This window comes from Bradyrhizobium sp. SZCCHNR1098 (assembly GCF_032489375.1).
Classification (GTDB): Bacteria; Pseudomonadota; Alphaproteobacteria; order Rhizobiales; family Xanthobacteraceae; genus Bradyrhizobium.
On the sequence record NZ_JAUEXY010000001.1, the window covers coordinates 249,899 to 274,343 of the forward strand.

At 66.0% G+C, this 24,445-nt stretch carries 21 protein-coding genes; 5 read left to right on the plus strand and 16 right to left on the minus strand.

Annotated elements, in window-relative coordinates; genetic code table 11:
• The first annotated feature begins 42 nt into the window (after positions 1 to 42).
• Both QX135_RS01120 and QX135_RS01125 read left to right on the plus strand, forming a co-directional pair.
• Entirely contained in the window at positions 43 to 1,632 is a 1,590-nt protein-coding gene (locus QX135_RS01120) for an ATP-binding protein (protein ID WP_316177773.1), read from the plus strand.
• A gap of 89 nt (positions 1,633 to 1,721) precedes the next feature.
• Positions 1,722 to 2,282 carry a hypothetical protein gene (locus QX135_RS01125; RefSeq protein ID WP_315775777.1) on the plus strand — a complete coding sequence of 187 codons (561 nt, stop codon included), beginning with the start codon at positions 1,722 to 1,724 and terminating at the stop codon, positions 2,280 to 2,282.
• 27 nt (positions 2,283 to 2,309) lie between these two features.
• On the opposite strand, the gene QX135_RS01130 is transcribed toward QX135_RS01125, so the two are convergent.
• Positions 2,310 to 3,671 carry a UDP-N-acetylglucosamine-peptide N-acetylglucosaminyltransferase gene (locus QX135_RS01130; protein ID WP_316177774.1) on the minus strand — a complete coding sequence of 454 codons (1,362 nt, stop codon included), beginning with the start codon at positions 3,669 to 3,671 and terminating at the stop codon, positions 2,310 to 2,312.
• Positions 3,672 to 3,824: 153 nt separating this feature from the next.
• Complete coding sequence (locus QX135_RS01135) at positions 3,825 to 4,088, minus strand: hypothetical protein (RefSeq protein ID WP_315773280.1); 264 nt, start codon at positions 4,086 to 4,088, stop codon at positions 3,825 to 3,827.
• A gap of 331 nt (positions 4,089 to 4,419) precedes the next feature.
• On the opposite strand from QX135_RS01135, the gene QX135_RS01140 reads away from it, so the two are divergent.
• Entirely contained in the window at positions 4,420 to 5,241 is an 822-nt protein-coding gene (locus QX135_RS01140) for a porin family protein (RefSeq protein ID WP_316177777.1), read from the plus strand.
• An 80-nt stretch (positions 5,242 to 5,321) separates the two neighbouring features.
• Here QX135_RS01140 and QX135_RS01145 read toward each other — a convergent pair whose 3' ends face one another.
• The 9 genes from QX135_RS01145 to QX135_RS01185 all read right to left on the minus strand — a co-directional run bounded on the left by QX135_RS01145 (position 5,322) and on the right by QX135_RS01185 (position 15,851).
• A complete protein-coding gene (locus QX135_RS01145) occupies positions 5,322 to 6,446 on the minus strand; it encodes an ABC transporter permease (RefSeq protein WP_315773284.1) in 1,125 nt (374 codons plus the stop codon).
• 3 nt (positions 6,447 to 6,449) lie between these two features.
• Positions 6,450 to 9,209 carry a ribosome-associated ATPase/putative transporter RbbA gene (gene rbbA / locus QX135_RS01150; protein ID WP_315735474.1) on the minus strand — a complete coding sequence of 920 codons (2,760 nt, stop codon included), beginning with the start codon at positions 9,207 to 9,209 and terminating at the stop codon, positions 6,450 to 6,452.
• A complete protein-coding gene (locus tag QX135_RS01155) occupies positions 9,206 to 10,306 on the minus strand; it encodes an HlyD family secretion protein (protein WP_315735477.1) in 1,101 nt (366 codons plus the stop codon). Before QX135_RS01155 ends, rbbA begins: the two co-directional genes overlap by 4 nt.
• Before the next feature lie 156 nt (positions 10,307 to 10,462).
• On the minus strand, positions 10,463 to 12,406 hold the full coding sequence (locus QX135_RS01160) for a tetratricopeptide repeat protein (RefSeq protein ID WP_315735479.1): 1,944 nt from the start codon (positions 12,404 to 12,406) through the stop codon (positions 10,463 to 10,465).
• A 69-nt stretch (positions 12,407 to 12,475) separates the two neighbouring features.
• Positions 12,476 to 13,219 carry a di-trans,poly-cis-decaprenylcistransferase gene (locus QX135_RS01165; protein WP_316177781.1) on the minus strand — a complete coding sequence of 248 codons (744 nt, stop codon included), beginning with the start codon at positions 13,217 to 13,219 and terminating at the stop codon, positions 12,476 to 12,478.
• A gap of 36 nt (positions 13,220 to 13,255) precedes the next feature.
• The gene (locus QX135_RS01170; RefSeq protein ID WP_315735483.1) at positions 13,256 to 13,636 is read right to left on the minus strand and encodes a transcriptional regulator; all 381 of its coding nucleotides are present in this window, start codon (positions 13,634 to 13,636) and stop codon (positions 13,256 to 13,258) included.
• Entirely contained in the window at positions 13,623 to 14,240 is a 618-nt protein-coding gene (locus QX135_RS01175) for a hypothetical protein (protein WP_315735485.1), read from the minus strand. Before QX135_RS01175 ends, QX135_RS01170 begins: the two co-directional genes overlap by 14 nt.
• A 141-nt stretch (positions 14,241 to 14,381) precedes the next feature.
• On the minus strand, positions 14,382 to 14,675 hold the full coding sequence (locus QX135_RS01180) for a DUF3551 domain-containing protein (RefSeq protein ID WP_316177783.1): 294 nt from the start codon (positions 14,673 to 14,675) through the stop codon (positions 14,382 to 14,384).
• A 201-nt stretch (positions 14,676 to 14,876) separates the two neighbouring features.
• A complete protein-coding gene (locus tag QX135_RS01185) occupies positions 14,877 to 15,851 on the minus strand; it encodes a tripartite tricarboxylate transporter substrate binding protein (protein WP_315735490.1) in 975 nt (324 codons plus the stop codon).
• A 112-nt stretch (positions 15,852 to 15,963) separates the two neighbouring features.
• On the opposite strand from QX135_RS01185, the gene QX135_RS01190 reads away from it, so the two are divergent.
• The gene (locus tag QX135_RS01190; protein ID WP_315775782.1) at positions 15,964 to 16,374 is read left to right on the plus strand and encodes a VOC family protein; all 411 of its coding nucleotides are present in this window, start codon (positions 15,964 to 15,966) and stop codon (positions 16,372 to 16,374) included.
• An 18-nt stretch (positions 16,375 to 16,392) separates the two neighbouring features.
• Here QX135_RS01190 and QX135_RS01195 read toward each other — a convergent pair whose 3' ends face one another.
• Both QX135_RS01195 and QX135_RS01200 read right to left on the minus strand, forming a co-directional pair.
• Complete coding sequence (locus tag QX135_RS01195) at positions 16,393 to 17,721, minus strand: DUF2330 domain-containing protein (protein ID WP_316177786.1); 1,329 nt, start codon at positions 17,719 to 17,721, stop codon at positions 16,393 to 16,395.
• Positions 17,718 to 18,542 (minus strand): RnfABCDGE type electron transport complex subunit D, encoded by an 825-nt coding sequence (locus QX135_RS01200; RefSeq protein WP_316177788.1) that lies wholly within the window; start codon positions 18,540 to 18,542, stop codon positions 17,718 to 17,720. Before QX135_RS01200 ends, QX135_RS01195 begins: the two co-directional genes overlap by 4 nt.
• A 155-nt stretch (positions 18,543 to 18,697) precedes the next feature.
• On the opposite strand from QX135_RS01200, the gene QX135_RS01205 reads away from it, so the two are divergent.
• The gene (locus QX135_RS01205; protein ID WP_316177790.1) at positions 18,698 to 20,272 is read left to right on the plus strand and encodes an AMP-binding protein; all 1,575 of its coding nucleotides are present in this window, start codon (positions 18,698 to 18,700) and stop codon (positions 20,270 to 20,272) included.
• Between the two features lie 22 nt (positions 20,273 to 20,294).
• Here QX135_RS01205 and QX135_RS01210 read toward each other — a convergent pair whose 3' ends face one another.
• From QX135_RS01210 to QX135_RS01220, 3 genes are all read right to left on the minus strand, one after another.
• The gene (locus tag QX135_RS01210; protein WP_315735500.1) at positions 20,295 to 21,404 is read right to left on the minus strand and encodes an HD-GYP domain-containing protein; all 1,110 of its coding nucleotides are present in this window, start codon (positions 21,402 to 21,404) and stop codon (positions 20,295 to 20,297) included.
• A gap of 218 nt (positions 21,405 to 21,622) precedes the next feature.
• Positions 21,623 to 23,905: a xanthine dehydrogenase family protein molybdopterin-binding subunit gene (locus QX135_RS01215; protein WP_316177793.1), complete on the minus strand. Its 2,283-nt coding sequence runs from the start codon at positions 23,903 to 23,905 to the stop codon at positions 21,623 to 21,625.
• The gene (locus QX135_RS01220) at positions 23,902 to 24,390 is read right to left on the minus strand and encodes a (2Fe-2S)-binding protein (protein ID WP_315735504.1); all 489 of its coding nucleotides are present in this window, start codon (positions 24,388 to 24,390) and stop codon (positions 23,902 to 23,904) included. The genes QX135_RS01215 and QX135_RS01220 overlap by 4 nt, the downstream gene beginning before the upstream one ends.
• Between the last annotated feature and the right edge of the window lie 55 nt (positions 24,391 to 24,445).

Genomic DNA, 24,445 nt, shown 5'->3' on the forward strand with positions numbered 1-24,445 from the left:
GGGCGACACGGTCCGCCGGCTACACTTTTGAGGATATCGGACATGTCGATGCTCACGCCGCACGGCGAGTGCCTGCTGTGGACACCTGAGCTGATCTGGGTGAACACGGTGTCCGACATCCTCATCTCGTTCGCCTTCTTCACCATCGCGTTCGTGCTCGCCTTCATCGTCTATCGCCGCCGCGACTTTCAGTTCAGCTACATCTTCTGGGCCTTCGCGCTGTGGGTGTCCGTGTGCGGGATGACACGCCTCATCGAGGTGCTCACGATCTGGGTTCCGGCCTACAGCCTGGAGGCGGCCACCAAGGGCTTCCTGGCCTTCATGTCGATCGGCATCGCCTCGGCGCTGCTGCTGATGCTGCCGCGGGTGCTGACGATGCCGTCCCGCGCCGAGCTGCGTAACGCCTATGCGCAGCTCGAGGAGGAGACGCGGCAGCGGCGCACCGCCGAAGCCATGGTCAAGCGCTTCCAGGAGATCGAGGCCACCGAGGCGCAGGTGCGGCAGGCACAGAAGATGGAAGCGATCGGTCAGCTCACCGGCGGCGTCGCCCACGACTTCAACAACATCCTGACCGTGATCACCGGCACCATCGAGATCCTGGCCGACGCGGTGAAGGACCGTCCGCAGCTGGTGCAGATCACCAGCCTGATCAACTCGGCGGCGGCGCGCGGCGCCGATCTGACGAAGCACCTCCTGGCCTTCGCCCGGCGCCAGCCGCTGCAGCCGCGCAGCGTCGACATCAACGGCATGGTGGTCGACACCGCCCGCCTGCTGCGCCGGACGCTCGGCGAGCAGATCGAGATCGAATCCATGCTGGCGCACGATTCGGCGCCGGCCATGATCGACCCCAGCCAGCTGTCGACCGCGATCCTGAACCTCGCGCTCAACGCGCGCGATGCCATGCCGGACGGCGGCAAGCTGACCCTGGAAACCAAGAACGTCCTGCTCGACGCCGCCTATGCGCGCATGAACCCGGAGGTGATCCCCGGCAATTACGTGATGATCGCGGTCAGCGACACCGGGGAGGGCATCCCCGCCAACCTGCTCGACAAGGTGTTCGAGCCGTTCTTCACCACCAAGGATGTCGGCAAGGGCGTCGGCCTCGGGCTGAGCATGGTCTACGGCTTCGTCAAGCAGTCCAACGGACACATCAAGATCTACAGCGAGCCGGGGCACGGCACCTCGGTCAAGCTGTACCTGCCGCAGGCCAATACCGATGCGGATGCGGCACTATCAACCGTCAGCGCCGAGGGCATGGAGCGCGGCGACGAGACGATCCTGATCGTCGAGGACGATTCGCTGGTGCGCGAATATGTCATCGCCCAGATCAAGCGGCTCGGCTACACCACGCTCGCGGCCAGCAAGGCCGACGAGGCGCTCGCCCTGATCGATAGTCCGGTCCGCATCGACCTTTTGTTCACCGACATCATCATGCCCGGCGGCATGAACGGCCGCCAGCTCGCGATCGAGGCGCTGAAGCGGCGTCCCAGCCTCAAGGTGCTGTACACGTCCGGCTATACGGAGAACGCGATCGTTCACCACGGCCGCCTCGATGCCGGCCTGCTGCTGCTCACCAAGCCGTATCAGAGCGCCGATCTCGCACGCATGCTGCGGACCGCACTGAACTCTTGACCGTGCGATGCGCGACGCATGATCCGGCTTGCGGGCACGCGCGTTTCCGGGCGGTGATGCGCACCTTCTTGCGGAGCTGAGGGACTTGAATGGCCGAGATGTTTTCACGCGGGCTGGCCGCCGTGCAGGCCTATGCGTCGGCCGATGACCCGCAGTCCGACATCGCCGCCAAGGTCGCGTTGGTCATCGTCTCCAACCAGCCGTTCTATCCGCTCTATCTCCATGCCACCGTGGGCACGGCGGCGTGGCCGGCCTGGCTGACGCTGCTCACGGCGCCATTGTTCGCCAGCGCGCCTATGCTCGCGCGGCGCAATCCGTTCGCCGGCCGCGCCCTGATGGTCCTGACCGGCACGGTCAACACGGTGTTCTCCGTCAAGCTGTTCGGCGTGCAGAGCGGCGTCGAGCTGTTCTTGCTGCCTTGCGCCCTGCTCGGCGCGCTGCTGTTCCGGCCAGCGGAACGCCTGATGTCGTTGCCTTTGTTGGGACTGCCATTCGTGTCCTATCTGCTGATCGATCCCCGCCTTGGCGAGCCGCTGATGAAGGTCGCCGACTCCAATTTCGCGTCGCTCGTCGCGATCAACGCGACCAGCGTCGGCGCGCTGACGGCCCTGATCGGGATCCTCGCTGCCGCACGCATGGCGGCGCAGTAAGGCGCAGCAAGCCCACCTCGTCCCTGCTCAAGACTTCGACGCCCAGATCGGCCCTGGCGCGCCGCCGCTGCGGCGGCGGTGCCACATCTGGTCGTAGAGATCCTGCAGCGACCGGGCATAGGCGGCAGCGTCGAACAGCGGCGCGGCCAGCCGGTTGCGCCAGAGCCTGGCCTTGGCCGCCTGCAGCAGATCCGGCTCGGCGGCGAGCGTCAGCGCCACCGCCAGATAGTCGGCCTCGTCCGATGCAATGAGCTCGGGACATCCGACCGCATGTAACAGGCTGCCGGCGACCCGCGAGGCAAACGTGTGCCCGGCGCAGCTCACGATCGGCACGCCAGCCCACAGCGCGTCGCTCGCCGTGGTGTGGGCGCCATAGGGCGCGGTGTCGAGCACGAGATCGGCGAGCTGGAGTCGGCGCAGATGCTCGCCTTGCGTCGCTTCCGGCGCGAACACCAGGCGACCGGGCGCCACGCCGCGCCGAAGCGCCTCGCCGCGCAGATTGCCCTCGGCCCGATCGGACGCCAGCAGCCACAGCACGCTGTCCGGCGTCGCGTCGAGCAGGCGGCACCACAGGTCGAACACCGCGGGCGTGAACTTGTAGGCCTGGTTGAAGCAGCAGAACACGATGCCGGCGTCCGGCAGGCCGACCTCCGCACGGGTCGGCGCCGGGCCCAGCGCTGCCCGGCCGTGCGGCTGGTACGAATGCGGCATGTAGGCAAAACTCTCCGAATAATCGGCCGCAACGGCCAGCGGTGTCATGAACGGATCGGTGATCATGTAGTCGCAGATGCCGCCACCCAGCGTCCCGGGATAGCCGAGGAAATTCACTTGGACCGGCGCCGGATGCAGCATCAGGATTCCGGTTCGGGCACCGCGCGTATAGCCCTTGAGGTCGACCAGAATATCGATCTGCGCGGCATGCACCGCGGCTGCGGCGGCGCTGTCGCTCAGCGCGGTCACGTCATGGAAGCCGTCGAAGACGGCGTGCAGCCGGCCCCGCATGGCGCCGCGATCGTCGGCGCCGAATGAGAAGGCGTGCAGCTCGCAGCGATCGCGGTCATGCGCCTCGAGCGCTTCGATCAGCAGATGCGCCGTGGCGTGGTCGTGGAAGTCGTTTGAAAGGTATCCGACACGAAGCTTGTCGCGGAATGTCAGATCGAAGCGAAAATCCAGCCGCGCCCGCTCGGCGCCGCTGGCGGCGATCCGGTCGCGAGTCCACAACTCGGAGCAAAGGCGATGCTCGCCGGCGCTCATGCCGGGCACCGAGAGCAGCAGGAACGGCGGAATCTGCCCCGATCGCGCCTGCGCCAGCGACAGCCGGACATCGGTCGACGACCGGGCGAAATCATCCCAGGCACACATGCCGCGGTCGCGCCCGAGCGATCTCATTCAGGTCCATCCATGGCGGAGGCTGAAATCAGACCCAGCAAGTCCTGCGCCAGACCCCGGCCTGCAGATGAAATGGAGGCGCGCTGTGACAACTCCCTCGCTGTAGCTCGGGCGCCGATCGCGCCGCGGGAATGACGCGCTGTGTCCGAAGAACTACGCGGCCGCCATCTGCAGGTGCGACGGCCGGGAGGAGGCTCCGTGATGGCTCATATTGTAGTTGATGTTCGCCGGCGGTTGCGACGGCGCCTGGCGAGCGACGAAATAATCCTCGAGCTCGGCGACCGCACGGCTTTCCCATTCGGCGGCCTGCATCAGCAGCGAGTCGCGCTGATGCGGGCGAAATGCCGCGGTCTGGCGGTACAAGGAGGCGATGGTCCGATAGCGCCTTACGTTCTCAAGAACCGCTTCCCCGTTCATGATGCACTCCCCTCTCCGTCCTCCAGGACGCGCCGAAGGTGCACGTGCGCGCTTTGCGAAATCGTTAGCGGGCGGGACAGCGTGTCCGGATGGTTGGCGAATCGTTGCCTAACGCACTGCGGCGGATTGTCCGGTTCGTGGAAAGAGGTCGGTATCAGTTGACCGCCCATCCGGATTTACAATGACTTAAGGTTAAGACCATACGCGCAGAAAGTGACGCCGTCACAGACACCTACGATCACGAGTGTTGTAGTTGGACTACAGCCTAACAGGCCAAATTGTGAGAAAAGCTTGTCTCAATGTTGCACATTTTAATTGAGGATTGTGACCGATGAAGACCCTTGCCTCAGCCGTCTCTTTGCTCCTCGCCAGCTCGCTCGGCGCATTCGCCGCGGATCTGCCGGCCCGCTACACCAAGGCTCCTCCCCCGGCCGTGATCTACAATTGGACCGGCTTCTACTTCGGCGGCAGCGTAGGCTACGGCTGGGGCCGGTCGAACTTGAACACGACGCTGGACCAGACCAGCAGCTGGGCGGTCGAAGGCGCCGCCTTCCAGAATCAGTTCGTCAACATCAGCAACAACCGGCTCAATCCAGCCGGCGTGCTCGGCGGTCTGCAGGCCGGCTACAACTGGCAGAGCGGCGCCGGCGTCTTCGGCATCGAGGCCGACATCAACGGATCGGACCTCAACAAACGGACGGTCTACACGGCGGCCAACCCGCCCACGACCCGCACCTTCAACGAGAGCATCCGGAACGACTGGTTCATGACCCTGCGCGGCCGCGCCGGCTACGCGGTCGATACAACGCTGTTCTACGTCACCGGCGGTCTCGCCGTCGGCAACGTCAAGGGCAGCTGGGATCTGACTTCGGCGAACGGCTACACCAAGACCGCCTCGGCCAACGAGACGCGGGTCGGCTGGACGGTCGGCGCCGGTGTCGAGCATGCGTTTACGCCGAACTGGACCGTCAAGGCTGAATATCTCTACACCGACCTCGGCAGCATCAACTACACTTCGGCCTACGTCCCGGGCAGCACCTTCGCCCCGCCCGGCTCGAACTACGTCGAGCGCCTGTCCCAGGACTTCTCATTCCACACGGTCCGGGTCGGCGTGAACTACAAGTTTGGTGGCCCGGTGGCCGCGCGTTACTGATCGCCGTCATCCATAGCGACGCCATTCAAGGAAAAGCCTCGGCCCAGTGCCGAGGCTATTTTGTTGGGGTCGAGGGCAGGTCAGGCCGCCGCGATCGCCGCCCGGAAGCGCCGCAAGGTCAGCGCCAGGACCACGGCGCCGATGGCGGCGACTGCAGCGAATTGCGGCCACACCACATCGATGCCGGCGCCGCGATAGAGGATCGACTGGGCGAACGACACGAAATGCGTCGACGGCGACGCCTTCATGATCGTGGCGAGCCACACCGGCTGGCTTTCCACTGGCGTCATCCCGCCCGACAACAGGTTCATCGGCACGGCGACGAGGATATAGAGCAGGCCCAGCTGGGGCATCGATCGCGCGATGGTGCCGAGAAACAACCCGACGGCGGTCGCGAAGAACAGATAGAGCACGGTGCCCACCATGAACAGCGGGATCGAGCCCATGATGGGCACGTGCAGGTACCACCGCACGACGGCATAGAGCGCGATGGCGACGGCGACCGCGATCACCAGCGCGTTGGCCCAGATCTTCGACATCGCGATCTCGAATGGCGACAGCGGCATGACCAGCAGATGATCCATGGTGCCATGCTCGCGCTCGCGCACCAGCGCCGCGCCGGCCAGGATGATCGCAAGCATGGTGACACTGTTGATGATGCCCATCACGCCTTCGAACCAGGCGGTCGTGACATTGGGATTGAACGCGATCCGCGTCACCAGATTGACCGGGGAGGGCGAGGATGTCTCGGATCGGGCCACGAACCAGGCGACCTCGGTGTTGATGATCTGCAGCGCATAGCCGGATCCGATTCCCGCCTGGATCATCGCGGTCGCATCGACGTTCAGCTGCACCGACGGCCTCCGCCCGGCAAGGACGTCGCGCTGGAAGTTCGGCGGGATGTCGAGCACGAACGTGAAGCGGCCGCTGTTCATGAGCCGCTCCACCTCGCCCTGGCTGATGTAGACAGGCGGCTGGAAGTAAGGCAGCTGGAATACGCTGGCGATCCGACGCGACAGCTCGGAGCTGTCCTCATCGACGACGGCGATCGAGGCGCGATGCAGCTCCTGCGAGCTGCTCTGCGCCTGGCTGATCACCGCCACCGTGAACGAATAGATCACGAGCCCGATCAGCACGACGTCGCCGAACAGGCTGCGCAGCTCCTTGGTTCCGAGCCAGAACACGTTGGAGAGCGAGTGCATCATGGCTCACGCCTCCTGCTTCGGCAGCATCGCCAGGCTGAACCCCGTCAGGACGGGAATGAAGATCAAAAGGATCAGGATGTCGGCGCCGACATCGGCAAAGCCCAGCCCCTTGGTGAAGGTGCCGACCGCGATCGGGCGGTAGTACGTCATCGGGAAGACCATGCCGATCAGCTTGGCCACACCGGACAGCGACGACACCGGGACCAGCATGCCCGAGAACTGCGTGGCGGGCAGCACGGTGAGGATGGCGGTCCCGAACAGAGCCGCAATCTGGGTGCGGCAGAAGGTCGAGATCAGCATGCCGAAGCCGGTGGTGGTGACGACATAGACGAACGTACCGACCATCAGCGGCAGAAGGGCGCCCTTGAGGGGCACGCGGAACAGGACCGTCGCCATCACATACATCAGCACGAAGTTCACCAGCGCAACGGCGATGTAAGGCAGCTGCTTGCCGAGCAGGAATTCGAGCCGCGTCACCGGCGTGACATAGAGATTGGTGATCGACCCCAGCTCCTTTTCGCGCACGACCGCGAGCGCCATCAGGATGGCCGGAAACAGCGCGAGCAGCAGCGCGATCGTGCTTGGGGCCATCGCGTAGATGCTGTCGAAGGATTGGTTGTATTTGAACCTGATCTCGACATTGACCGACGAGGCCGGCAACGGCTGCGTCGTCTTGACGGCGGGATCGGAGAGATAGAGCTGATGCGTGCCCTCGAGATATCCGCGAATGGTTTCGGCGCGGAACGGCATCGCGCCGTCGATCCAGGCCGACACGAAGGCCGGCCGGCCGCGCTTGATGTCGACACCGAAGTTCGGCGGGATTTCGATCGAGGCCTTGATGTCGCCGCTCTTCATCCGCCGTTCGAGCTCGGCATAGCCCGCGAGCGGTGGCCTTTCGACGAAATAGCGCGAGCCTCTGAGCTCCGACAGATAGGCACGGCTCTCCGGCGACTGATCGCGATCGAGCGCGGCGAAGGTCAGGTTGTTGACGTCCGTGGAGATGCCGAAGCCGATCACGATCATCAGGAACGCCGTTCCGAACAGCGCGAACATCAGCCGGATCGGGTCTCGGATCAGCTCGAGACCTTCGCGGATCGTATAGGCGAGCAGCCGCCGCAGACTGAGGGCGGCCTGCCCCCGGTCGTCCTGCGGCCGATCGACGAGACGCGGATCGGGCTTCGCCTGGGTCAGCGTGACCGGCGGATCGGCGACGCCGGCATCCTGCTCGAGGAAGGCGATGAACGCCTGCTCCAGCGTCTGCGCGCCCTTGGCGCGGATCAGCCCGTCCGGCGTATCGGTCGCCAGCACCCGCCCCTCATGCATCAGCGACAGCCGGTCGCACCGCGCCGCCTCGTTCATGAAATGCGTGGAGACGAAGATCGTCATCTCATCCTGACGCGAAAGTTCGATCAGCAGGCGCCAGAACTGATTGCGCGCGACCGGATCGACGCCCGACGTCGGCTCGTCCAGGATCAGCAGATCGGGTCCGTGGACGATCGCCACCGCGAGCGACAGGCGCTGGCGGATGCCGAGCGGAAGATCGGCCGCGAGGCTGTCGATATGGTCGGTGAGGTCGCAGCGCTCGACCAGTTCGGCAATCCGCTTCCCGGCAGCGGCCAGCGGCAGATGGAACAGCCGCGCATGCAGCACCAGGTTCTGCCGCACCGTGAGCTCGCCATAGAGCGAGAAGGCCTGTGACATGTAGCCGACGCGGCTGCGCGATTCATGATTGCCGGCCTCCATGGAGCGGCCGAAGATCAGCGCCTCGCCTTCGGTGGGCGGCAGCAGCCCCGTCAGCATCTTCATCGTCGTGGTCTTGCCGCAGCCGTTCGAGCCGACGAAGCCGAAGATCTCGCCCTTGCGGATCTGGAAATTCACGCGGTCGACCGCGGTGAAATCGCCGAAGCGGCAGGTCAGGTCGCGCGCGACGATCACGGTCTCTTGGCTGCCGTCGAGCTCGGACTTCGCCGGCATCTCGGCCCGGTCGCGCGCCGGGCGGTCGGGCAGCAGCGCGACGAACGCGTCCTCGATCGACGCCGCCTTGGTCTGCGCCTTGAGCTCCGCCGGCGTGCCGGTCGCGAGGATGCGCCCGTCGTTCATCGCGATCAGCCAGTCGAAACGCTCGGCCTCCTCCATATAGGCGGTCGCGACGATGACGCTCATGTCCGCCGCGCTGCGCGCGCGCAAGCGGTCGATCAGGTCCCAGAATTGCCGGCGCGACAGCGGATCGACGCCGGTGGTTGGCTCGTCAAGGATGAGAAGATCGGGATCATGGATCAGCGAGCAGCACAGGCCGAGCTTCTGCTTCATGCCGCCGGACAGCTTTTTCGCCGGCCGGTCGGCGAAATCGGACAGCGCCGTCGCTTCCATCAGCTCAGCGATGCGCCACTCGCGCTCGGATCTCGACTGGCCGAACAGCCGGGCAAAGAACGCGATGTTCTCGCGCACGCTGAGATCGGGATAGAGATTCTTGCCGAGGCCCTGCGGCATGTAGGCGATCCGCGGACACACCTGGGTGCGGGCGCGCCGGTCCGCCATGTCGACGCCGAGCACGCGCGCTTGGCCGTCCTGGATCGCGCGCGCGCCGGCCAGGATCGACAGCAGCGACGACTTGCCGACGCCATCGGGACCGATGAGCCCGACAACGCGGCCGGCGGGAATATCGATCGAGACATCGTCGAGCGCGACGACGTCTCGATAGCGCTGCGAGACGTTCCTGACGATCGCGACCGGAGGCGCATCGCCGATCGTGTCAGCCGTCATGGCGACACTTGCAGACGCGCCGGCCATGCGACGTCCGGATTCCACCGGACATACGCCACGCCCGGCAACCCGCTCCTCACGGCATCGGCGTGCGCGGCCAATCTGTCCTGATCGACGCGCACACGGATGCGAAACATCAGCTTGTCGCGCTCGCTCCGGGTCTCGACCGTCTTCGGCGTGAACTGCGCTTGGCTCGCCACGAACGACACTTTCGCCGGGATCGGACGATCCGGATAGGCGTCGAGCACGATGCGCGCCTCGGTGCCGATCTTGACCTTGCCGACCTCCTCGGTCGGCAGGAACACGTCCATGTAGACATAACCGATGTCGAGCATGGTGAAGATCTTACCTCCGACGGCGAGGACTTCGCCGACGTTGGCGAGACGATATTGAATGCGGCCGGGCTTCGGCGCGATCAGGGAGTTGTCGGCGATCTGGACGGTGTAGAGCGCGACGTCGTGACGAACCGCTTCGAGCGCGCGTTCGGCTTCGAAAATTCGCGCCTGCGCGCCGGCGAGGCCGGCGGTGGCATTGTCGAGCGCCTGCTGACGCTGATCGGCCAGCTCGCGTGTGGTCCAGCCGTTCTGCAGCAGGCTGCGCGTGCGCTCCATCTCCTGCTCGGCGAGCGTCTTGTGCGCCTGCAATTGCGCGAGATTGGCGCGGGCCTGATCGACGACGTGCTGCGCCTGCTCGGCCTGGGCCTGCGCCTTCGACAGCGACTGCTGCAGCTCCTTCGTGTCCATCCGCGCCACGATCTGCCCGGCCTCGACGCGATCACCGATATCGGCGCGCAGCTCGGCGACGCGCCCGGCAAATTTGGTCGCGATGTCGATCTGGTCAGCCTCGATGCGACCGTTGCTGACGCTGATGCCGAGCGGCAGCGGCGGATGCAGCCGCTGCCACCAGACATAACCGCCACCGCCGGCGACTCCGCCGGCGAGCACGAGCAGCAGAAGCGGCCACAACGCCCACCTGCGCCGCGGCTGATGGGACACGGGAACAGGCACCGCCGACGCGGGAACGACAGCGCCGGGCTCAGCACGCACGTCCTGAACGGGCCGGATGTCGCTGACGAGCTCGGATTCCTGCTGATTCATTCCAAAAACGCCTTCGTCGCTGAAGCAGGCGTTCCGTTTGCCATACGCACGCAGAAATCCGTTGACGCAGCTCAATCGCCATCAGGCGGCACGCGCCGGCGGCTCAGCCAGCCAATCACATTTCAGTTATGGCGTTGGTTGATGCTCAAGCGTTCATCAGGGGCTGAACGTCGCGAGCTGTGCGGCGAGCGCCTCGCGAACGCGCGCGACGACGTCGGCATAGTCACGTCGCGCATCCTGGCGGAACAGCCGCACGCTCGGATACCACGGACTGTCGTCACGGCCGAGCAGCCAGCGATAGTCCGGCGTGAAGGGCAGCATGATCCAGGTCGGCTTGCCCAGCGCGCCGGCCAGATGCGCCACGCTGGTATCGACGGTGATGACGAGGTCGAGATTATCGATCAGCGCCGCTGTATCGACGAAGTCACCGATGTCAGCGGTGAGATCGAGAATGTCGTCACGCGCGGCGAGTGCGGCCTTGTCGGACGGCCGAGGCTCCTTCTGCAGACTGACGAACCGCGCGCCGATCTCGAACAGCGGCGCGAGCGTCGGCAACGGCATCGAACGGTTGTGATCGTTGAGATGCGCGGGGTTGCCGGACCAGACCAGGCCCACCCGCAAGCGGTCATGCGGACCAAGTCGCTGTTCCCAGATCGCCCGGCGCGCCTCGGGAGGGCGCGGCAGATAGCACGGCGCGGCAGGGATCGTGTCGAGCCGAGTGTCAAACGCGAGCGGCAGGCTCGACAGCGGACAGTGATAGTCGATGGCAGGCAACGCATCGATGCCGCGGGCACGACACTGCGCCACGCCATCCAGGCCGGACAGAAGCGGCTGCAGCGGCGCGTCGACCTCGAGCACGACGCGCGCGCCCTGCGCGGCCACCATTGTGGCGTAGCGCGAAAACTGGATCGTGTCGCCGAGCCCCTCGTCGCTATGGAGCAGGATCGTCTTGCCGGCGAGGGGCGCATCCGCAAGCCACAGCGGCGCCTCGAAGCTGCGCTCGACGAAGCCGACGGCGCGACATTTTCGTCCCCATTCGCGCGCCGCCCAGCCACGGGCGAAGTCGCCGGTCAACAGCCGGAACAGCGCCGCGTTCCAGTGCGCATCGGCCAGATCAGGCTTCAACGCGACGGCGCGATCGAAGCTTTCGAACGCCTCTGCGAAGCGATGCAGCTCGGCCAGCGACGTGCCGCGATGATTGTGGAAATCCGCGGTCTGCGGCCGGAGCGCGATCGCCTTGTCGAACATGGCGACGGCGTCATCATGACGGCCGAGGTTCTGCAGGATGCATCCATAGCCATTGGCGAAGTCGGGATTGTCAGGCGCCAGCACCTGCGCGCGATGGCCGAGAGTCTCGGCTTCCTGGTAGCGGCGCAGCCGCCGCAGCGCGATGCCCTTCAGGTACAGCACGCCCGCCTGATCCGGCATCACCGCCAGCGACTGCCCGAAGCGCGAGATGGCCTGCTCGTAGTGGCCAGCATCGAAATGAAGCGCTCCGGCCTTGTTGGCCGCCTCGACATGATCTGGCTTGAGCTGTGCCATCTGATCGAAGGCCAGCGCCGCCTCGTCACGCCGGCCCTGGGCTTCGAGCACCTCGCCGAGACGAAACCACGTCGCGGCACGATCGGGCGCGAGCTGCAGCAGCCGATCGCAGGCCAGCGCCGCCTCGGCGTGCCGCTCCCTCAGTTGCAGCAGTTCGCCAAGCGCATCCCAGCTCTCCACCGCATCCGGCTGCAGCTGCAGCGCGCGATCATAGGCCTTGATCGCTTCATCGACGCGGCCGGAGTCCCGCAGCGCCTGCGCCAAGCCGACGAAGGACTCCGCTGCGGAAACGTCCTGCCGAACGGCGCGGGCAAACCACTCGATCGCATCATCGGCGCGCTTGAGCGCCAGGCAGACCCGGCCCATCGCACGTAGCGCGTCGATGGAAGCCGCGTCCAGCGTCAGGGCGCGGCGGCACGCATCCTCGGCCTGCTCGAGCTGTCCGGCGCGCAGCAGCCGCAAGGCGGCGGCACACAGCGCATCAGGCGTATCGCTGTGGCCCATCGATCCGGATTTGACCGGGGGCTTGCCGGCGGGCCGGCGCGGCTTGTGCTTCATCAGGGGATCTCTGCGCTCGTGCTGCAAGCGGTAGATGATTCCCCGATGCGCGGAAAGATTGCGTCGGCGTCAGGAGACCGGTGCCGGCGCCAGCGGCACCGCCTCGAGGCCGCCGAAGCGACGCTCGCGGCCGCGGAACGAGGCGAGCGCCTGCGCCAGATCTGCGGCATCGAAATCGGGCCACATCCGCTGGGTGAAATGCAGCTCGGCATAGGCGCCTTCCCAGAGCAGGAAATCGGACAGGCGCTGCTCGCCCGAGGTGCGGATGATCAGGTCGACGTCGCGCAAGCCGGCTTCGCCCGTCACGAGGTCGGAGAACGCCGCACGCGTCAGGCCGTCGATCTCGCGGGCCTTCGCTGCGGCCTCGAGGATCGCGTCGCGCGCCGAGTAGTCGACGGCGATGCGCAGGTGCAGGGTGCTGCCATTGCGGGTTGCCGCTTCGGCCCGGCCGATGGCGTCGGCGATGCCGCCGGGCAGCCGGTCGCGGCGGCCGATCACGGTGAGGCGGACGCTGTTGCGCACCAGCGACTCCACCTCGCTGGCGAGATAGACCCGCAACAGCGCCATCAAGGCGGCGACCTCGGCACGCGGGCGTCGCCAATTGTCGCTGGAGAACGCATACAGCGTCAGCGTCCCGATGCCCTGGTCGGGCGCGGCTTCGACGACGCGACGGATCGCCTCGACGCCCGCCTCGTGCCCGCGCAGCCGCGACAGGCCCTTGCGCGTCGCCCAGCGGCCGTTGCCGTCCATGATGATGCCGACATGCAGGCCATCCGACACAGCAGGCGATTTCGGTTGCAGACTACTTTGCATTGCAAAGCTCCAGGTCAAAAAAATGCGATGCGCGATTCAGACGCGGCCGGGGATCAGGCCGACCGACGATGGCGTATGCTCCTTGCCGGCAGCGGCCGCGGCGTCGCGGACGAGGCGCTCGAGCACGGCGAGATAATCGAGGAAGCGGCGGCGTCCCGCCTTGGTCAGCCGACAAGTGGTGTGAGGGCGATTGCCCTCATAGCCCTTGGTGACCTCGACGAGGCCGGCCTCCTGCAGCACCTGCAGGTGCCGCGACAGATTGCCGTCGGTCAGCCCGCAGAGCTGCTTGAGGTCGGCAAAAGCGAGACCCTTGGGGTGCGCCATCAGCGAGGTGAGCAGGCCGAGCCGGGCCTTCTCGTGGATGACGCGATCGAGGCCGTCATAGGAGAACGGCGCGCTGCCGTCAGTCTTCGACATCGGACTCTCCGGTCGCAAAATACAGAATGCCCGCCATCAGCCCCTGTCCGATCGCGAACGGAAGCCCCATTGTCCATGGCGACAGCGCATGCGTGGCGCTGCCCACCAGCAGCACCGCGAAGCCGGCCAGGAAATAGAACGCCCCGGCCAGCGCCACCGTGCGCGGCAGCGAGCGCACCGACGCGAACACGCCGAGCGACATCAGGATCTGCCACAGGCCCGGCAGCATCCACAGCGCCTCCGGCGCGAACTTCCACAAGAGCACCGCGAGCAGCACGCCTGCGATGCCCGCCGGCAGGAACTGCTCGACCGCCTGGTGGATCATCGCGTCCGCAAGGCCGGAATGATGCCGGCGCGACCGCGCCCGCATCTCGAACCAGATCATCGTCAGCGAGACACAGGCTGCCGCCGCCCATCCGAGCAGGAACGTCCACGCGTCCGCCGTCGGGTCGCGCAGAAACAGCTGCTGAAGCAGTGCCGTGACCAGCGCAACGGCCGAGGTCGCGGCCATCGTCGCCGGCCCGTAGCCGCGAAATGCCGTGCCCGCCGCAAGCTGGCTACGGATCGCAATGATGTCCGCCAGCGCCTTGTCGAGGTCGCGCATGTCTCACCTGAAGCCGGGACCGGCTCATTCAACTTTGCAATACAAAGTTAATACGAACGCAAAGTCGATGCAAGCCCGCGCGAACCCGGAGCGCGCCTGCGTCAGCCAATCGGCCGCGCGTGCCGAGTTCGGTCGAGGGTGTCAGTAATACGAATAGCGGTGCACGCGGCGCGGCGGCGGCATGTCGACATAGACCGAGGGGCCGCGGCGGGCAGGATCGAACGCGACGCGCGGATTGATGCCACAGCCTGCATTGCGCCCGGAGGCGCTCGCCCGGCACTGCTCGAAGGTGTGATAGGAGCAGTCGCCGGGATAGCCGACGCCCCGGCCCTGCACACACCAGGGATAGTCGTAACCGCCTGCGGAGGCCGGCGCGATACCGCCGCCAAGTGCAATGCCGACGAGGCCGGCTGCCATCATCATCACCTTGCGCATGATCTGTTCCTCTTCTGGCCGGAGGGTTGCACCACACCGGCATGGTCAAAAAACGACAAATCGGCGGAACGGATCACCAACCAAGGCAGTGACGTGTCGCATGCGCGGCGCCTCACCTTCAGCCCTCGACTCCCGTCTGGCGGGCCGGCGCCGCATCGAGAACATGTTGCGGCGGCCGACCAGCGATTGCGTCGCTTCGTCCTATTCGACCTTCAGGCCGGCGAACTCGACGACCTTCTTCCACTTCTCGGTCTCGGCGACGATCTGGGCGCCGAACTGCTCCGGCGACTGGATCAGCGGCTCGCCGCCGAGGTCGACCAGACGCGCCTTGATCTCTGGCTCGGCCAGGATGACGTTGACCTGCTTGTTGAGCTTCTCGATGATCTCCTTGGGCGTGTTCTTCGGCGCGCCGATGCCGAACAGCGCGCTCGCCTCGTAGCCGGGCACGGTCTCGGCGACGGCCTGGACGTCCGGCAATTGCGGCGAACGCTGCTGGGTGGTGACGCCGAGCGCCCGCAACGAGCCGGAGCGGATGTGCTGGATGATGGAGGGCATGTTGTCGAAGATGACCTGCACCTGGCCGCCGAGCATGTCGGTGATTGCGGGCGCCGCGCCGCGATAGGGCACGTGCTGCATCTTGGTGCCGGTCATCGCCATGAACATCTCGCCCGACAGATGCACCGAGGTGCCGTTGCCGGACGAGGCCATGTTCACCTTGCCGGGGTTCTCCTTCAGGTAGGCGATGAACTCGGCGACGTTCTTGGCCCCGATGTCCTTGTTGACGGTCATCACGTTGGGGACGCGGTTGAGCGAGGCCACCGGCGCGATATCGCGAACAAAATTGAACTTCAGGTTGGTGTAGAGGCTCGCATTGATGTAGTTGGCCGGATTGACCAGCAGCACGGTGTGGCCGTCGGCCGCCGCGTTCACGACGGCATCGGTGCCGATATTATTGCCGGCGCCCGGCTTGTTCTCGACGATGAACTGCTGACCGAGCGTCTCGGACAGCCGCTGGCCGATCAGCCGCGCCAGGATGTCGGTCGCGCCACCCGGAGGATAACCCACCACGAAGCGGACCGGACGGGTGGGATAGTCGGCCGCGGACGCTTTGCCAACGGCAGCGATGGACGGAACGGCGGAGGCGATCAGACCAAGCGCGGTACGACGTGAAATCATGCGTTTCCTCAGGCATTATCGTTGAGCGGCGGCTAACGAGCCGCCGGGATCGACTGTAACAGAGTGCCGCGATGGCGGCGAGATCGATATCCAATCAGGAGGGAAGAGCCCCATGCCGATCAAGGTCGATGCGCTCGATCATCTGGTCATCAATGTCGCCGACGTCGACCGCACGACGGCGTGGTACCAACAGGTGCTGGGCATGACGGTCCAGGTGTTCGATCCCGGACAAGGCAAGGTGAGGCGCACGTCGTTGCTGTTCGGGAACCAGAAGATCAACGTGCGACCGAAGGACGCGGACAAGGTCGACTGGTTCACGGCTGACCATGTAGCGGCCGGCAGCGACGACCTCTGTTTCCTCACCGCCAGCACCCCAGACGAGGTGGTGGCGCATCTCACGGCGCTCGGCATCGCTGTCGAGGAAGGTCCGGTCGCCAAGCAGGGCGCACGCGGCACCCTGCGCTCGGTATATTGCCGCGACCCCGACGGCAGCCTGATCGAGATCTCCTCGTATCAGGATTGAGCCGAGGCCGCCCTGAGGTCATTTCGTCACGGTCTCGCCGCTCTTGTCCATTTTCGCGACGATCTCGCTGCGCGACCATCCGGTCAGTTGCGCGAGATCCGTCGCCTGCGTGGCGAAACGTGCGGCGAGACTGTCCCGGTAGGTCTTCGCCGCGGCACAGGACGCCTCGCCGCGCCAGGGATGGCGCTGGACATAGCGGCCCTGGAAATTGCTGCGGTCCTTGGTCTCGGCGAAGACGATGTCCTCGGGGAAGGACTTCGCATCGTAGCGCACGTGCAGCCGGGTCACGAAGGCGTTGGCTCCGGCCGCGCCCCGGCGGAGGCTGAAGGCGGTGTCATCGTCGCTGCCGATCCAGCGCGCGCCGAGCTCGACCAGCTCCTTGTTGCTCATGGGGTCGGCGGCGCAGGGATCGCACCAGGCCATATCCCAGGCATATTCGACGAACACCGCCTGCATGTTCTCGCGCGCGACGGCCCGCTCGAACAGCGCCTTGTAGAACGGCCCGAACTCGTCCTTCACATAGAGCGGGACATCGATATCGGATGGGATCTTCACCGTGCGATAATTGGCCGCCTCGATGCGGCCACTCCTGGTGAGTGCATAGATGATCAGGTCCTGCGGTCCCCTGGCGTTGACCGTGCCGAGCCGCAGCGGCACCATGAACTTGGGACTCTGGTACCGCACCTGCAACGGCCGCAGGGTGCCGTTGCCGATGTTCTTCATCCGCTCGACATTGACCTTGGCGACGAAGAATCGCATGCCCTGCCTGATATAGCTGCCGAGCACCGCGTCCGCGCCCTGCGGAATGCGATAATTGTTGTCGGTCAGCCAGCGCGTCAGCCCGTCGCTCTCCTGCGCCGACAGGATCAGCACGTCGTATTCGGCGACGTCGTAGCTGGCCTCGACGGTGACGCCATAGTTCCGCCGGGCCATCTCATAGACAGCGCCTGCCATCATCGGCGCCGCCGGCATCGCCCGCGCCGCAACGACGACCGGCGCACATGGATCGGCGTCATGATATTCGACCAGCCGCGGCGCGGTGTATTTGTCGAGATGGTCGATCGTCTTCGGCTCGACCACGCCGATCTGCTTGCGCTCGATGAAGGTCGGCACGGGGACGACGACCGCGAACTCCTTCACGTCGCCCTCGAAGTCGCTGGCCATCGTGATCGCAGTCTGCTCGCCATCGCGGGCGAGCACGACCTTCGATGACTGGTTGAACAGCTTCGCGTCGGCCTGGGCGACATAGAAGCCGCAAAACGCATTCGCCGGCGCCATCGCCGCGTTCGCCAGGATCGCGATGGCCGCGACGCCGGTGCGGAAGAGCTTGCTGTAACGCAGGATCATGTCGAACCTCCTTCGGGAACGGACGAACGCCAGGAAAAGCGGGTCTCGGGCACGAGCCGATCGAGCAGTAGCGTGAGCGGCGACAGCGCGATCAGCGACACGTAGAGCGCCGGCCGCATCTGCAGGACGAAGGTGAGGTAGTACGCAGCGACCGCAACGCTCAGCGCGAACAGCAGCCGGCCCACGCGCGAGTCCGGCGAGGTGCGCGGGTCGGAGATCATGAAGAAAGTGAAGATCAGCAGCGAGCCGCTCTGCAGCTGATGCACGGGGATCGCCAGGGGATCGCCGAGCCAGTCAGCGCGCAGCAGCAGCAGCGCGGCGTGACTTGCGAAGAAATACACCGCGATATCCACCCGGCGGGATGCACTGAGCACCAGGATCGCGAAGAAGCCAGCCAGGCTTGCGAGCCAGATCTCCGTGCCCCATTGGCCGGGCGAGATCCACACGCCCTTGGCGGTGAACAGCAGCACCACGATGGCAAGCCCTGCCGGGTTGAACACGTGCTTGCCGTCGATGCGCAGCACGAATTTCGAGCCGATCGCGATCATTGCCGCCGCCGCATGCAGCCACAGTGCATCGGCGCGCAACAGGAGGCTGAGCGACAGGCCGGTGATCAATGGTGACTTGAGATCGAGCGGCGCGCCGGAGATGCGGCAGCAGGCCGCCTGCGTGAGCAGCGCCGCCGCGACCGCGATCACGCTCGCTGCGGGACGCGCGCCGAAATCGATCACGGCGAAATTGATCGCGAGCAGCGTCGCCAATGCCGCGATCTGGAAATAGCGGGCATCGGGCAGCCGCCATGGTCGTGGCTCGGCCTGCATGCAAACCTCCGGGCGTGTCTTGCCGCGCCATTGGTCGCCCGCGAACGGAGACGGGTTCAATCCCGATTTGATCGCAGCGACGCAAGGTGGCAGAAGATGACGACGAGAACGAAGCGGCCGGAGACAGGCCGTACTCAAGAACGACGGGAGCGAAGATGAAGGGAACGACGATGGCAGCGGGCACCGTGACGCCGTTCGACGGCATGGACGTGCCCTGGCTGTTGAAGCTGCGCAGCGAGACCCGGCGCGACCATCCGTTCCTGATCTCCGCGCCGTTCGATGCACCGGCGCGCCGCTGGACCTACGGCGCGTTTCACGAACGTGTCGGCGCCTTGGCGGCCGGTCTGGTCAAGCGCGGCGTCAAGCCTGGCGATGCCGTGCTGATCCATCTCGACAATTGCGTCGAGGCGATGCTGGCCTGGTTTGCCTGCGTCGAGCTGGGCGCGCTCGCCGTCACGACCAACACGCGCTCGGCGGCCGCCGAGATGAGCTACTTCGCCGACCATTGCCGTGCGGTGGCCGCGATCACCCAGCCGGCCGATGCCGAGATGATCTCGGCGCATTGCCGCGATCTCAAGTGGATGGCCGTGATCTCGCACGATCCGGGTCAGGCGGAGGCGTCGGACGTCGGGCGAGGCGAGCGCTTCGAATCGCTGTTTGCCGACAGCGCCGACCGACCGCGCCGTCCGGCCGATCCGCTGGCGCCATGCAGCGTGCAATATACCTCGGGCACGACGTCTCGGCCGAAGGCGGTGCTGTGGACGCATGCCAACGCGCTATGGGGCGCCAAGGTCAACGCCGTCCATGAGGACCTGCATCAGGGCGACGTGCATCAGACCTATTTGCCGCTGTTCCACACCAACGCGCTGGCCTACTCGATGCTTGCCACACTCTGGGTCGGCGCGACCTGCGTGATTCAGCCGCGCTTCTCGGCGAGCCGCTTCTGGAGCGTGGCGCTCGAGCATGGCTGCACCTGGACCTCGACCATCCCGTTCTGCATGAAGGCGCTGCTCGACCAGGAGGTGCCGAAGCATCACAAATTCCGGCTGTGGGGTACGGCGATGTCCGAGCCGCCCGCCTTCGCCAAGTTCGGCATCAAGATCATCGGCTGGTGGGGCATGACCGAGACCATCACCCACGGCATCGTCGGCGAGGTCGACCAGCCGAACACGCCGATGTCGATCGGCCGCGCCGCGCCGGAATACACCATCCGCATCACCGACGATGACGGCCGGCCGACCGAAGTCGGCGGCACCGGCAATCTCGCCATCAAGGGCGTGCCCGGCCTGTCGCTGTTTGCGGAGTATCTCTACAATGAGGAGGCGACGCGGACGAGCTACGATGCCGACGGCTTCTTCCTCACCGGCGACCGCGTCACGCGGCTGGAAAACGGCTTCATCAAGTTCGGCGACCGCACCAAGGACATGCTCAAGGTCGGTGGCGAGAACGTCGCGGCGTCCGAAATCGAGCAGGTGATCATCACCGTGCCCGGCGTGCGCGAGACCGCCGTCGTCGCCAAGAAGCATCCGATGCTGGACGAGGTGCCGGTGGCGTTCGTCATCCCGCAAGCCGGGGTCGCACGCGAGGAGCTAGCCGACAAGGTGCTGGCCGCCTGCCGCGCCGGCCTCGCCGACTTCAAGGTGCCGCGCGAGGTGAAGCTGGTCGACGAGATGCCGCGCTCGACCCTGGAGAAGGTCGCAAAGGCCGAGCTGCGCAAGTTGCTGGATTGAACCGAGGTTACGACACGCGGTCCTAGTGCGCGCCCATCGCGACCGGGCGAAACGCCTGCAGCAGCTGCTGGTCGAGCTTCGGGCCCATGTTCTCCATGATCTGAAACGCGCGCGCATGCGTGAAGGCCGGTCGATAGGCGCGGTGCTCGATCAGCGCGGCGTAGATGTCGACGATCGTGGTGAGGCGCACGATGTCGCTGATCTGCTCGTTGTGCAGCGCGTCGGGATAGCCGGAGCCGTCGAGGAACTCGTGGTGATGCAGGATCACGTCGAGCATCTCCGGCGGGAAGCCGCCCTGCCGCCACAGCGCCTCGTAGCCGCGGCGCGGATGCTGGCGCAGCAGCGCGATCTCCTCCGCCGTCAGCTTGCCCTGCTTGTCGAGGACGGCGACCGGAATGAACGCCTTGCCGACGTCGTGCAGCAGCGCCGCGCGGACCAGCCGGCGCTGATCGTCGTCGCGCATGCCCAGATGAATCGAGAAGCCGACCGCGAGGCCGGTCACGAACAGGCAATGCCGATAGGTGTCGTTGTGATGGCAGCCGACCACGGTCATCCACTCGCGCAGCGAGGAGTGCTTGATCGCCTTCAGGATCTTGTTCTCGGCCGCGACGATGTCCTCCATCGTCAACTGGACGCCGGCGGGCAGCTTCTCGAAGATCTTGACCATGACGGCCTGCGCCGCCTCGACGCCGCGATTGAGCAGCTTGCCGCGATCGGTCTCGTCATAGCCGTCGTCGGCGGGAAGCGCCGAGCGAATGCGCTGCAGCACGTCGGCGGGGCTGAACGGACGCGCAATGGTGTCGGTGGCGCCCAGCGCCCATGCCTGCATGGTGGCATGGTGCAGCGCCTCGGCGAGCACGAACAGGCGGGGCACCTCGCTATAGGCGCGCGACGAGAGCTTCTTGCGCACCCGCTGCACGCTCTCCGGCGAGCGCAGGTTGATGTCGACGATGACGCCGGAGAAGCGGTTGCCGGGGTTCTCGGGGATCTCGGTGGTCGGCATCATGTCGACATCGCCGACCGAGCGCAGGATGCGCGCCAGCTCGCTGCTCTGGTCACCGCGATCCGACGCGAGCAGGAGATGGCGCCTGGTCGCGGTCTGGGTCACGGTCTGCTTGGCTGTCGCGCTCATACGTGCTCGCCCCCTGCGGTTTGCTGCCCATGCAAGTTACCGGCATACGGGTTCGTCGCGGCTTAAGCCGATCATTCAAGCTGTATCGTTTCAGGTGAGCGAGACGTTAAGGGAATCGTTCAAATCGTGCGGCGCGGGGATGTGACTGCGGCGCAAGAAGCAACCGCCGGAGACGGGCTCCGGCGGTTCCCAGATACAGCGATGGTCTCGCGACGACGCTACGCCTTCATCGCCGCCTTGACCGCTGCGGCGGTGATCGGCAGCGAGCGCAGCCGCGCGCCACAGGCGTTGTAGATGGCGTTGCCGAGCGCCGGCGCGACCACGGTCACCGCGGGCTCGCCGACGCCGGTCGCCTTCTCGCCATTGGCGATCACGGCGATCGCGACCTCCGGCACCTGGCTCATCCTCAGCGGCGTGTAGCTGTCGAAGTTGGTCTGCTCGATGCCGCCGTCCTTCAAGGTCGCCTTCTCGTACATCGCGAGCGACAAGCCCCACAGCGCCGCGCCCTCGACCTGGGCGCGGATGTTGTCGGGATGGACCTGCGTGCCGACGTCGGTCGCCACCGTGAGCTTCTTCACCGTGACCGCCCCCGAAGGGGCAACCGCGACATGGGCGACGCACGCCGTCCAGCTCGCGGTGGCGCGCTCCTGCGACGACACGCAGGACACGCCCATGCCTTCGCCCGGCGGCAGCTTCTTGGCGCCGTAGCCGGACAGGCCCATCGCCGCCAGCAGCGTGTTGCGCAGCCGCTGCGCGCCGCCGTCGTTCTTGCCCTTGCCGTCGAGCAGCGCGATGCGGAACTGCGCCGGGTCCTGCCCCGAGGCCACCGCGATCTCGTCGATCATGCTCTCGACCGCCCAGAACGTCCAACCCGGCGCCACCGAGCGCAATTGCCCGGACGGCGTCGCATTGTGGGCGAGCTCGTTCTTGATCGCGCGCACATGGTGATTGGGCACCGTGTAGAAGAAGTCGGCACCGTTGACCGTGAAGGAGTCGAGCGGCCCCTTCTTGTCGACCGAGGGCGACAGGAAGTCGGGGATGCCCCAGCGCGCCGTCGGCCACGCCGAGACGACGTCATGGCTCAGGGCGATGAGCTTGCCATTGCTGTCGAGGCCCGCCTTGACCTTCTGGTAGGTGAGCGGCCGCGAGTAGTCCATCGTCATGTCGTTCTCGCGGGAGTAGATCACCTTGACCGGCTTGCCGACCGCCTTGGCCGCCTGCACCGCCGGCACCATCATGTCGGCATCGAGCCTGCGGCCGAAGCCGCCGCCGAGCCAGGCCTGGTGCATCACGACGTATTTCGGATCGATCCCGGCGGCACCTGCCGCGATCGCGCCGGAGCGGGTCGCGAACTGATTGCCGGAGTAGATGTGCAGGATGTCGCCCTTGAACTCGGCGGTCGCGTTCATCGGCTCCAGCGGCGCATGGATGTTGATGCTGGTGGTGTACTCCGCCTCCAGCACCTTGGCCGCGCCCGACAAAGCCGCCGTGGCATCGCCGTCCTTGACGAAGAACTGCCCGGCGTCGTCCTGCGCCTGCAGCCGCATCGCCTCGGTGATGATGGTGTCGGTGCTGACATTGGCATACGGGCCCTTGTCGTAGCTGATCTTGAGCGCGTCCGCCGCCCTTCTGGCGTTGGCATAGGTATTGGCGACCGCGACCACCCAGCCCGAGGTCGAGCCGGTCTTGTCGTCGAGCGTCACTGCCTTGATGAAGCCCGGCACCTTCTTGGCCTCGGAGTCGTCGACCGCCGTGACCGTCGCGCCGAAGCGCACCGGCGGCGTGACGACCTTGCCGTAGACCATGCCCGGCAGCATCGTATCGATGCCATATTTCGCCGTGCCGTTGGTCTTGGAGGGGATGTCGAGCTGCGGCACCGAGACGCCGATCATCGTGTACTGATCGGGAGTCTTGAGCGTCAGCGCCTTCAACTCGTCGGCTGAGAAGCTCTTGGTGATCTTGCCGCTCTTGACGATCTCGGCATAGGTCATCTGCTTCTTCGATTTCGGATGCATGACAACGCTGTCGCGCACCACGAGCTCCTTTGCCGGCACGCCCATCGCGGTCGCGGCCGCCTCGGTGAGCGCGATGCGGCCGGCGGCGCCGGCGCGGCTCATGGCGTCGAAGTTCATCATCGTGCTCCAGCTGCCGCCTGTGATCTGGGCGCCGAGCACGGGATCGTTGTACTTCGGATCGTTGGAGGCGAGTTGGACCCGCATGTCCTTCCAGGCGGCACCGAGCTCCTCGCAGACGATCTGCGCCATGGTCGACGCAATGTGCTGGCCCATGTCGGCCTTGCCGCAGGTCACGGTCACGATGCCATCCGGCGCAATCGCGTACCACACGCTGGGCTCGAAGTTCGCAGGTGCCGCTGCTGCGAGCGCGTGATCAGGCAGCCCGGCATAGCCGAGCACGAGGCCGGTGGCGGCGGTGCCGACCAGGAAGGAGCGGCGGCTGAGATCGGTGGCCATCGTCGGCGATGCTTTCACATGCTGGTTCATGTCGCCCTCCGGTCGCTCGTGTTGGACGCGGTGCGCATCTCGGACGCGGCGCGCTGGATCGCCTTCTGAATCCGCGAATAGGTCATGCAGCGGCAGAGATTGCCGTCCATATGCGCGACGATCTCCTCCTTGGTCGGGCTCGTGGTCTTGGCGAGCAGCGAGGCCGCCTGCATGATCTGGCCGGACTGGCAGTAGCCGCATTGCGGCACCTGCTCGGCGATCCACGCCTTCTGCAACGGATGATCGCCCTTCTGCGACAGCCCCTCGATGGTGGTGATCTTCTTGTTCGCGACGTCGCCGACCATGGTCTGGCACGAGCGCACCGCCTCGCCGTTGACATGCACGGTGCAGGCGCCGCACAGCCCGGCGCCGCAGCCGAACTTGGTGCCGGTCATCTGCAACTGCTCGCGGATGACCCATAGCAGCGGCGTGTCATGCGCCGCGTCGACGGACATGGTCCGCCCGTTGATGGTGAGATTGGGCATTTGGTTTCTTCCCCGCCCGGCGTGCGACTTCGCTTAGGGCGAAGTTCGGTTTTAT

Excerpts from the sequence above, each read along its gene's own strand:
- QX135_RS01120 (WP_316177773.1), top strand. The coding sequence starts at position 43 with ATGTCGATGCTCACGCCGCACGGCGAGTGCCTGCTGTGGACACCTGAG.
- QX135_RS01125 (WP_315775777.1), top strand. The coding sequence starts at position 1,722 with ATGGCCGAGATGTTTTCACGCGGGCTGGCCGCCGTGCAGGCCTATGCG.
- QX135_RS01130 (WP_316177774.1), bottom strand. The coding sequence starts at position 3,671 with ATGAGATCGCTCGGGCGCGACCGCGGCATGTGTGCCTGGGATGATTTC.
- QX135_RS01135 (WP_315773280.1), bottom strand. The coding sequence starts at position 4,088 with ATGAACGGGGAAGCGGTTCTTGAGAACGTAAGGCGCTATCGGACCATC.
- QX135_RS01140 (WP_316177777.1), top strand. The coding sequence starts at position 4,420 with ATGAAGACCCTTGCCTCAGCCGTCTCTTTGCTCCTCGCCAGCTCGCTC.
- QX135_RS01145 (WP_315773284.1), bottom strand. The coding sequence starts at position 6,446 with ATGATGCACTCGCTCTCCAACGTGTTCTGGCTCGGAACCAAGGAGCTG.
- rbbA (WP_315735474.1), bottom strand. The coding sequence starts at position 9,209 with ATGACGGCTGACACGATCGGCGATGCGCCTCCGGTCGCGATCGTCAGG.
- QX135_RS01155 (WP_315735477.1), bottom strand. The coding sequence starts at position 10,306 with ATGAATCAGCAGGAATCCGAGCTCGTCAGCGACATCCGGCCCGTTCAG.
- QX135_RS01160 (WP_315735479.1), bottom strand. The coding sequence starts at position 12,406 with ATGAAGCACAAGCCGCGCCGGCCCGCCGGCAAGCCCCCGGTCAAATCC.
- QX135_RS01165 (WP_316177781.1), bottom strand. The coding sequence starts at position 13,219 with ATGCAAAGTAGTCTGCAACCGAAATCGCCTGCTGTGTCGGATGGCCTG.
- QX135_RS01170 (WP_315735483.1), bottom strand. The coding sequence starts at position 13,636 with ATGTCGAAGACTGACGGCAGCGCGCCGTTCTCCTATGACGGCCTCGAT.
- QX135_RS01175 (WP_315735485.1), bottom strand. The coding sequence starts at position 14,240 with ATGCGCGACCTCGACAAGGCGCTGGCGGACATCATTGCGATCCGTAGC.
- QX135_RS01180 (WP_316177783.1), bottom strand. The coding sequence starts at position 14,675 with ATGCGCAAGGTGATGATGATGGCAGCCGGCCTCGTCGGCATTGCACTT.
- QX135_RS01185 (WP_315735490.1), bottom strand. The coding sequence starts at position 15,851 with ATGATTTCACGTCGTACCGCGCTTGGTCTGATCGCCTCCGCCGTTCCG.
- QX135_RS01190 (WP_315775782.1), top strand. The coding sequence starts at position 15,964 with ATGCCGATCAAGGTCGATGCGCTCGATCATCTGGTCATCAATGTCGCC.
- QX135_RS01195 (WP_316177786.1), bottom strand. The coding sequence starts at position 17,721 with ATGATCCTGCGTTACAGCAAGCTCTTCCGCACCGGCGTCGCGGCCATC.
- QX135_RS01200 (WP_316177788.1), bottom strand. The coding sequence starts at position 18,542 with ATGCAGGCCGAGCCACGACCATGGCGGCTGCCCGATGCCCGCTATTTC.
- QX135_RS01205 (WP_316177790.1), top strand. The coding sequence starts at position 18,698 with ATGAAGGGAACGACGATGGCAGCGGGCACCGTGACGCCGTTCGACGGC.
- QX135_RS01210 (WP_315735500.1), bottom strand. The coding sequence starts at position 21,404 with ATGAGCGCGACAGCCAAGCAGACCGTGACCCAGACCGCGACCAGGCGC.
- QX135_RS01215 (WP_316177793.1), bottom strand. The coding sequence starts at position 23,905 with ATGAACCAGCATGTGAAAGCATCGCCGACGATGGCCACCGATCTCAGC.
- QX135_RS01220 (WP_315735504.1), bottom strand. The coding sequence starts at position 24,390 with ATGCCCAATCTCACCATCAACGGGCGGACCATGTCCGTCGACGCGGCG.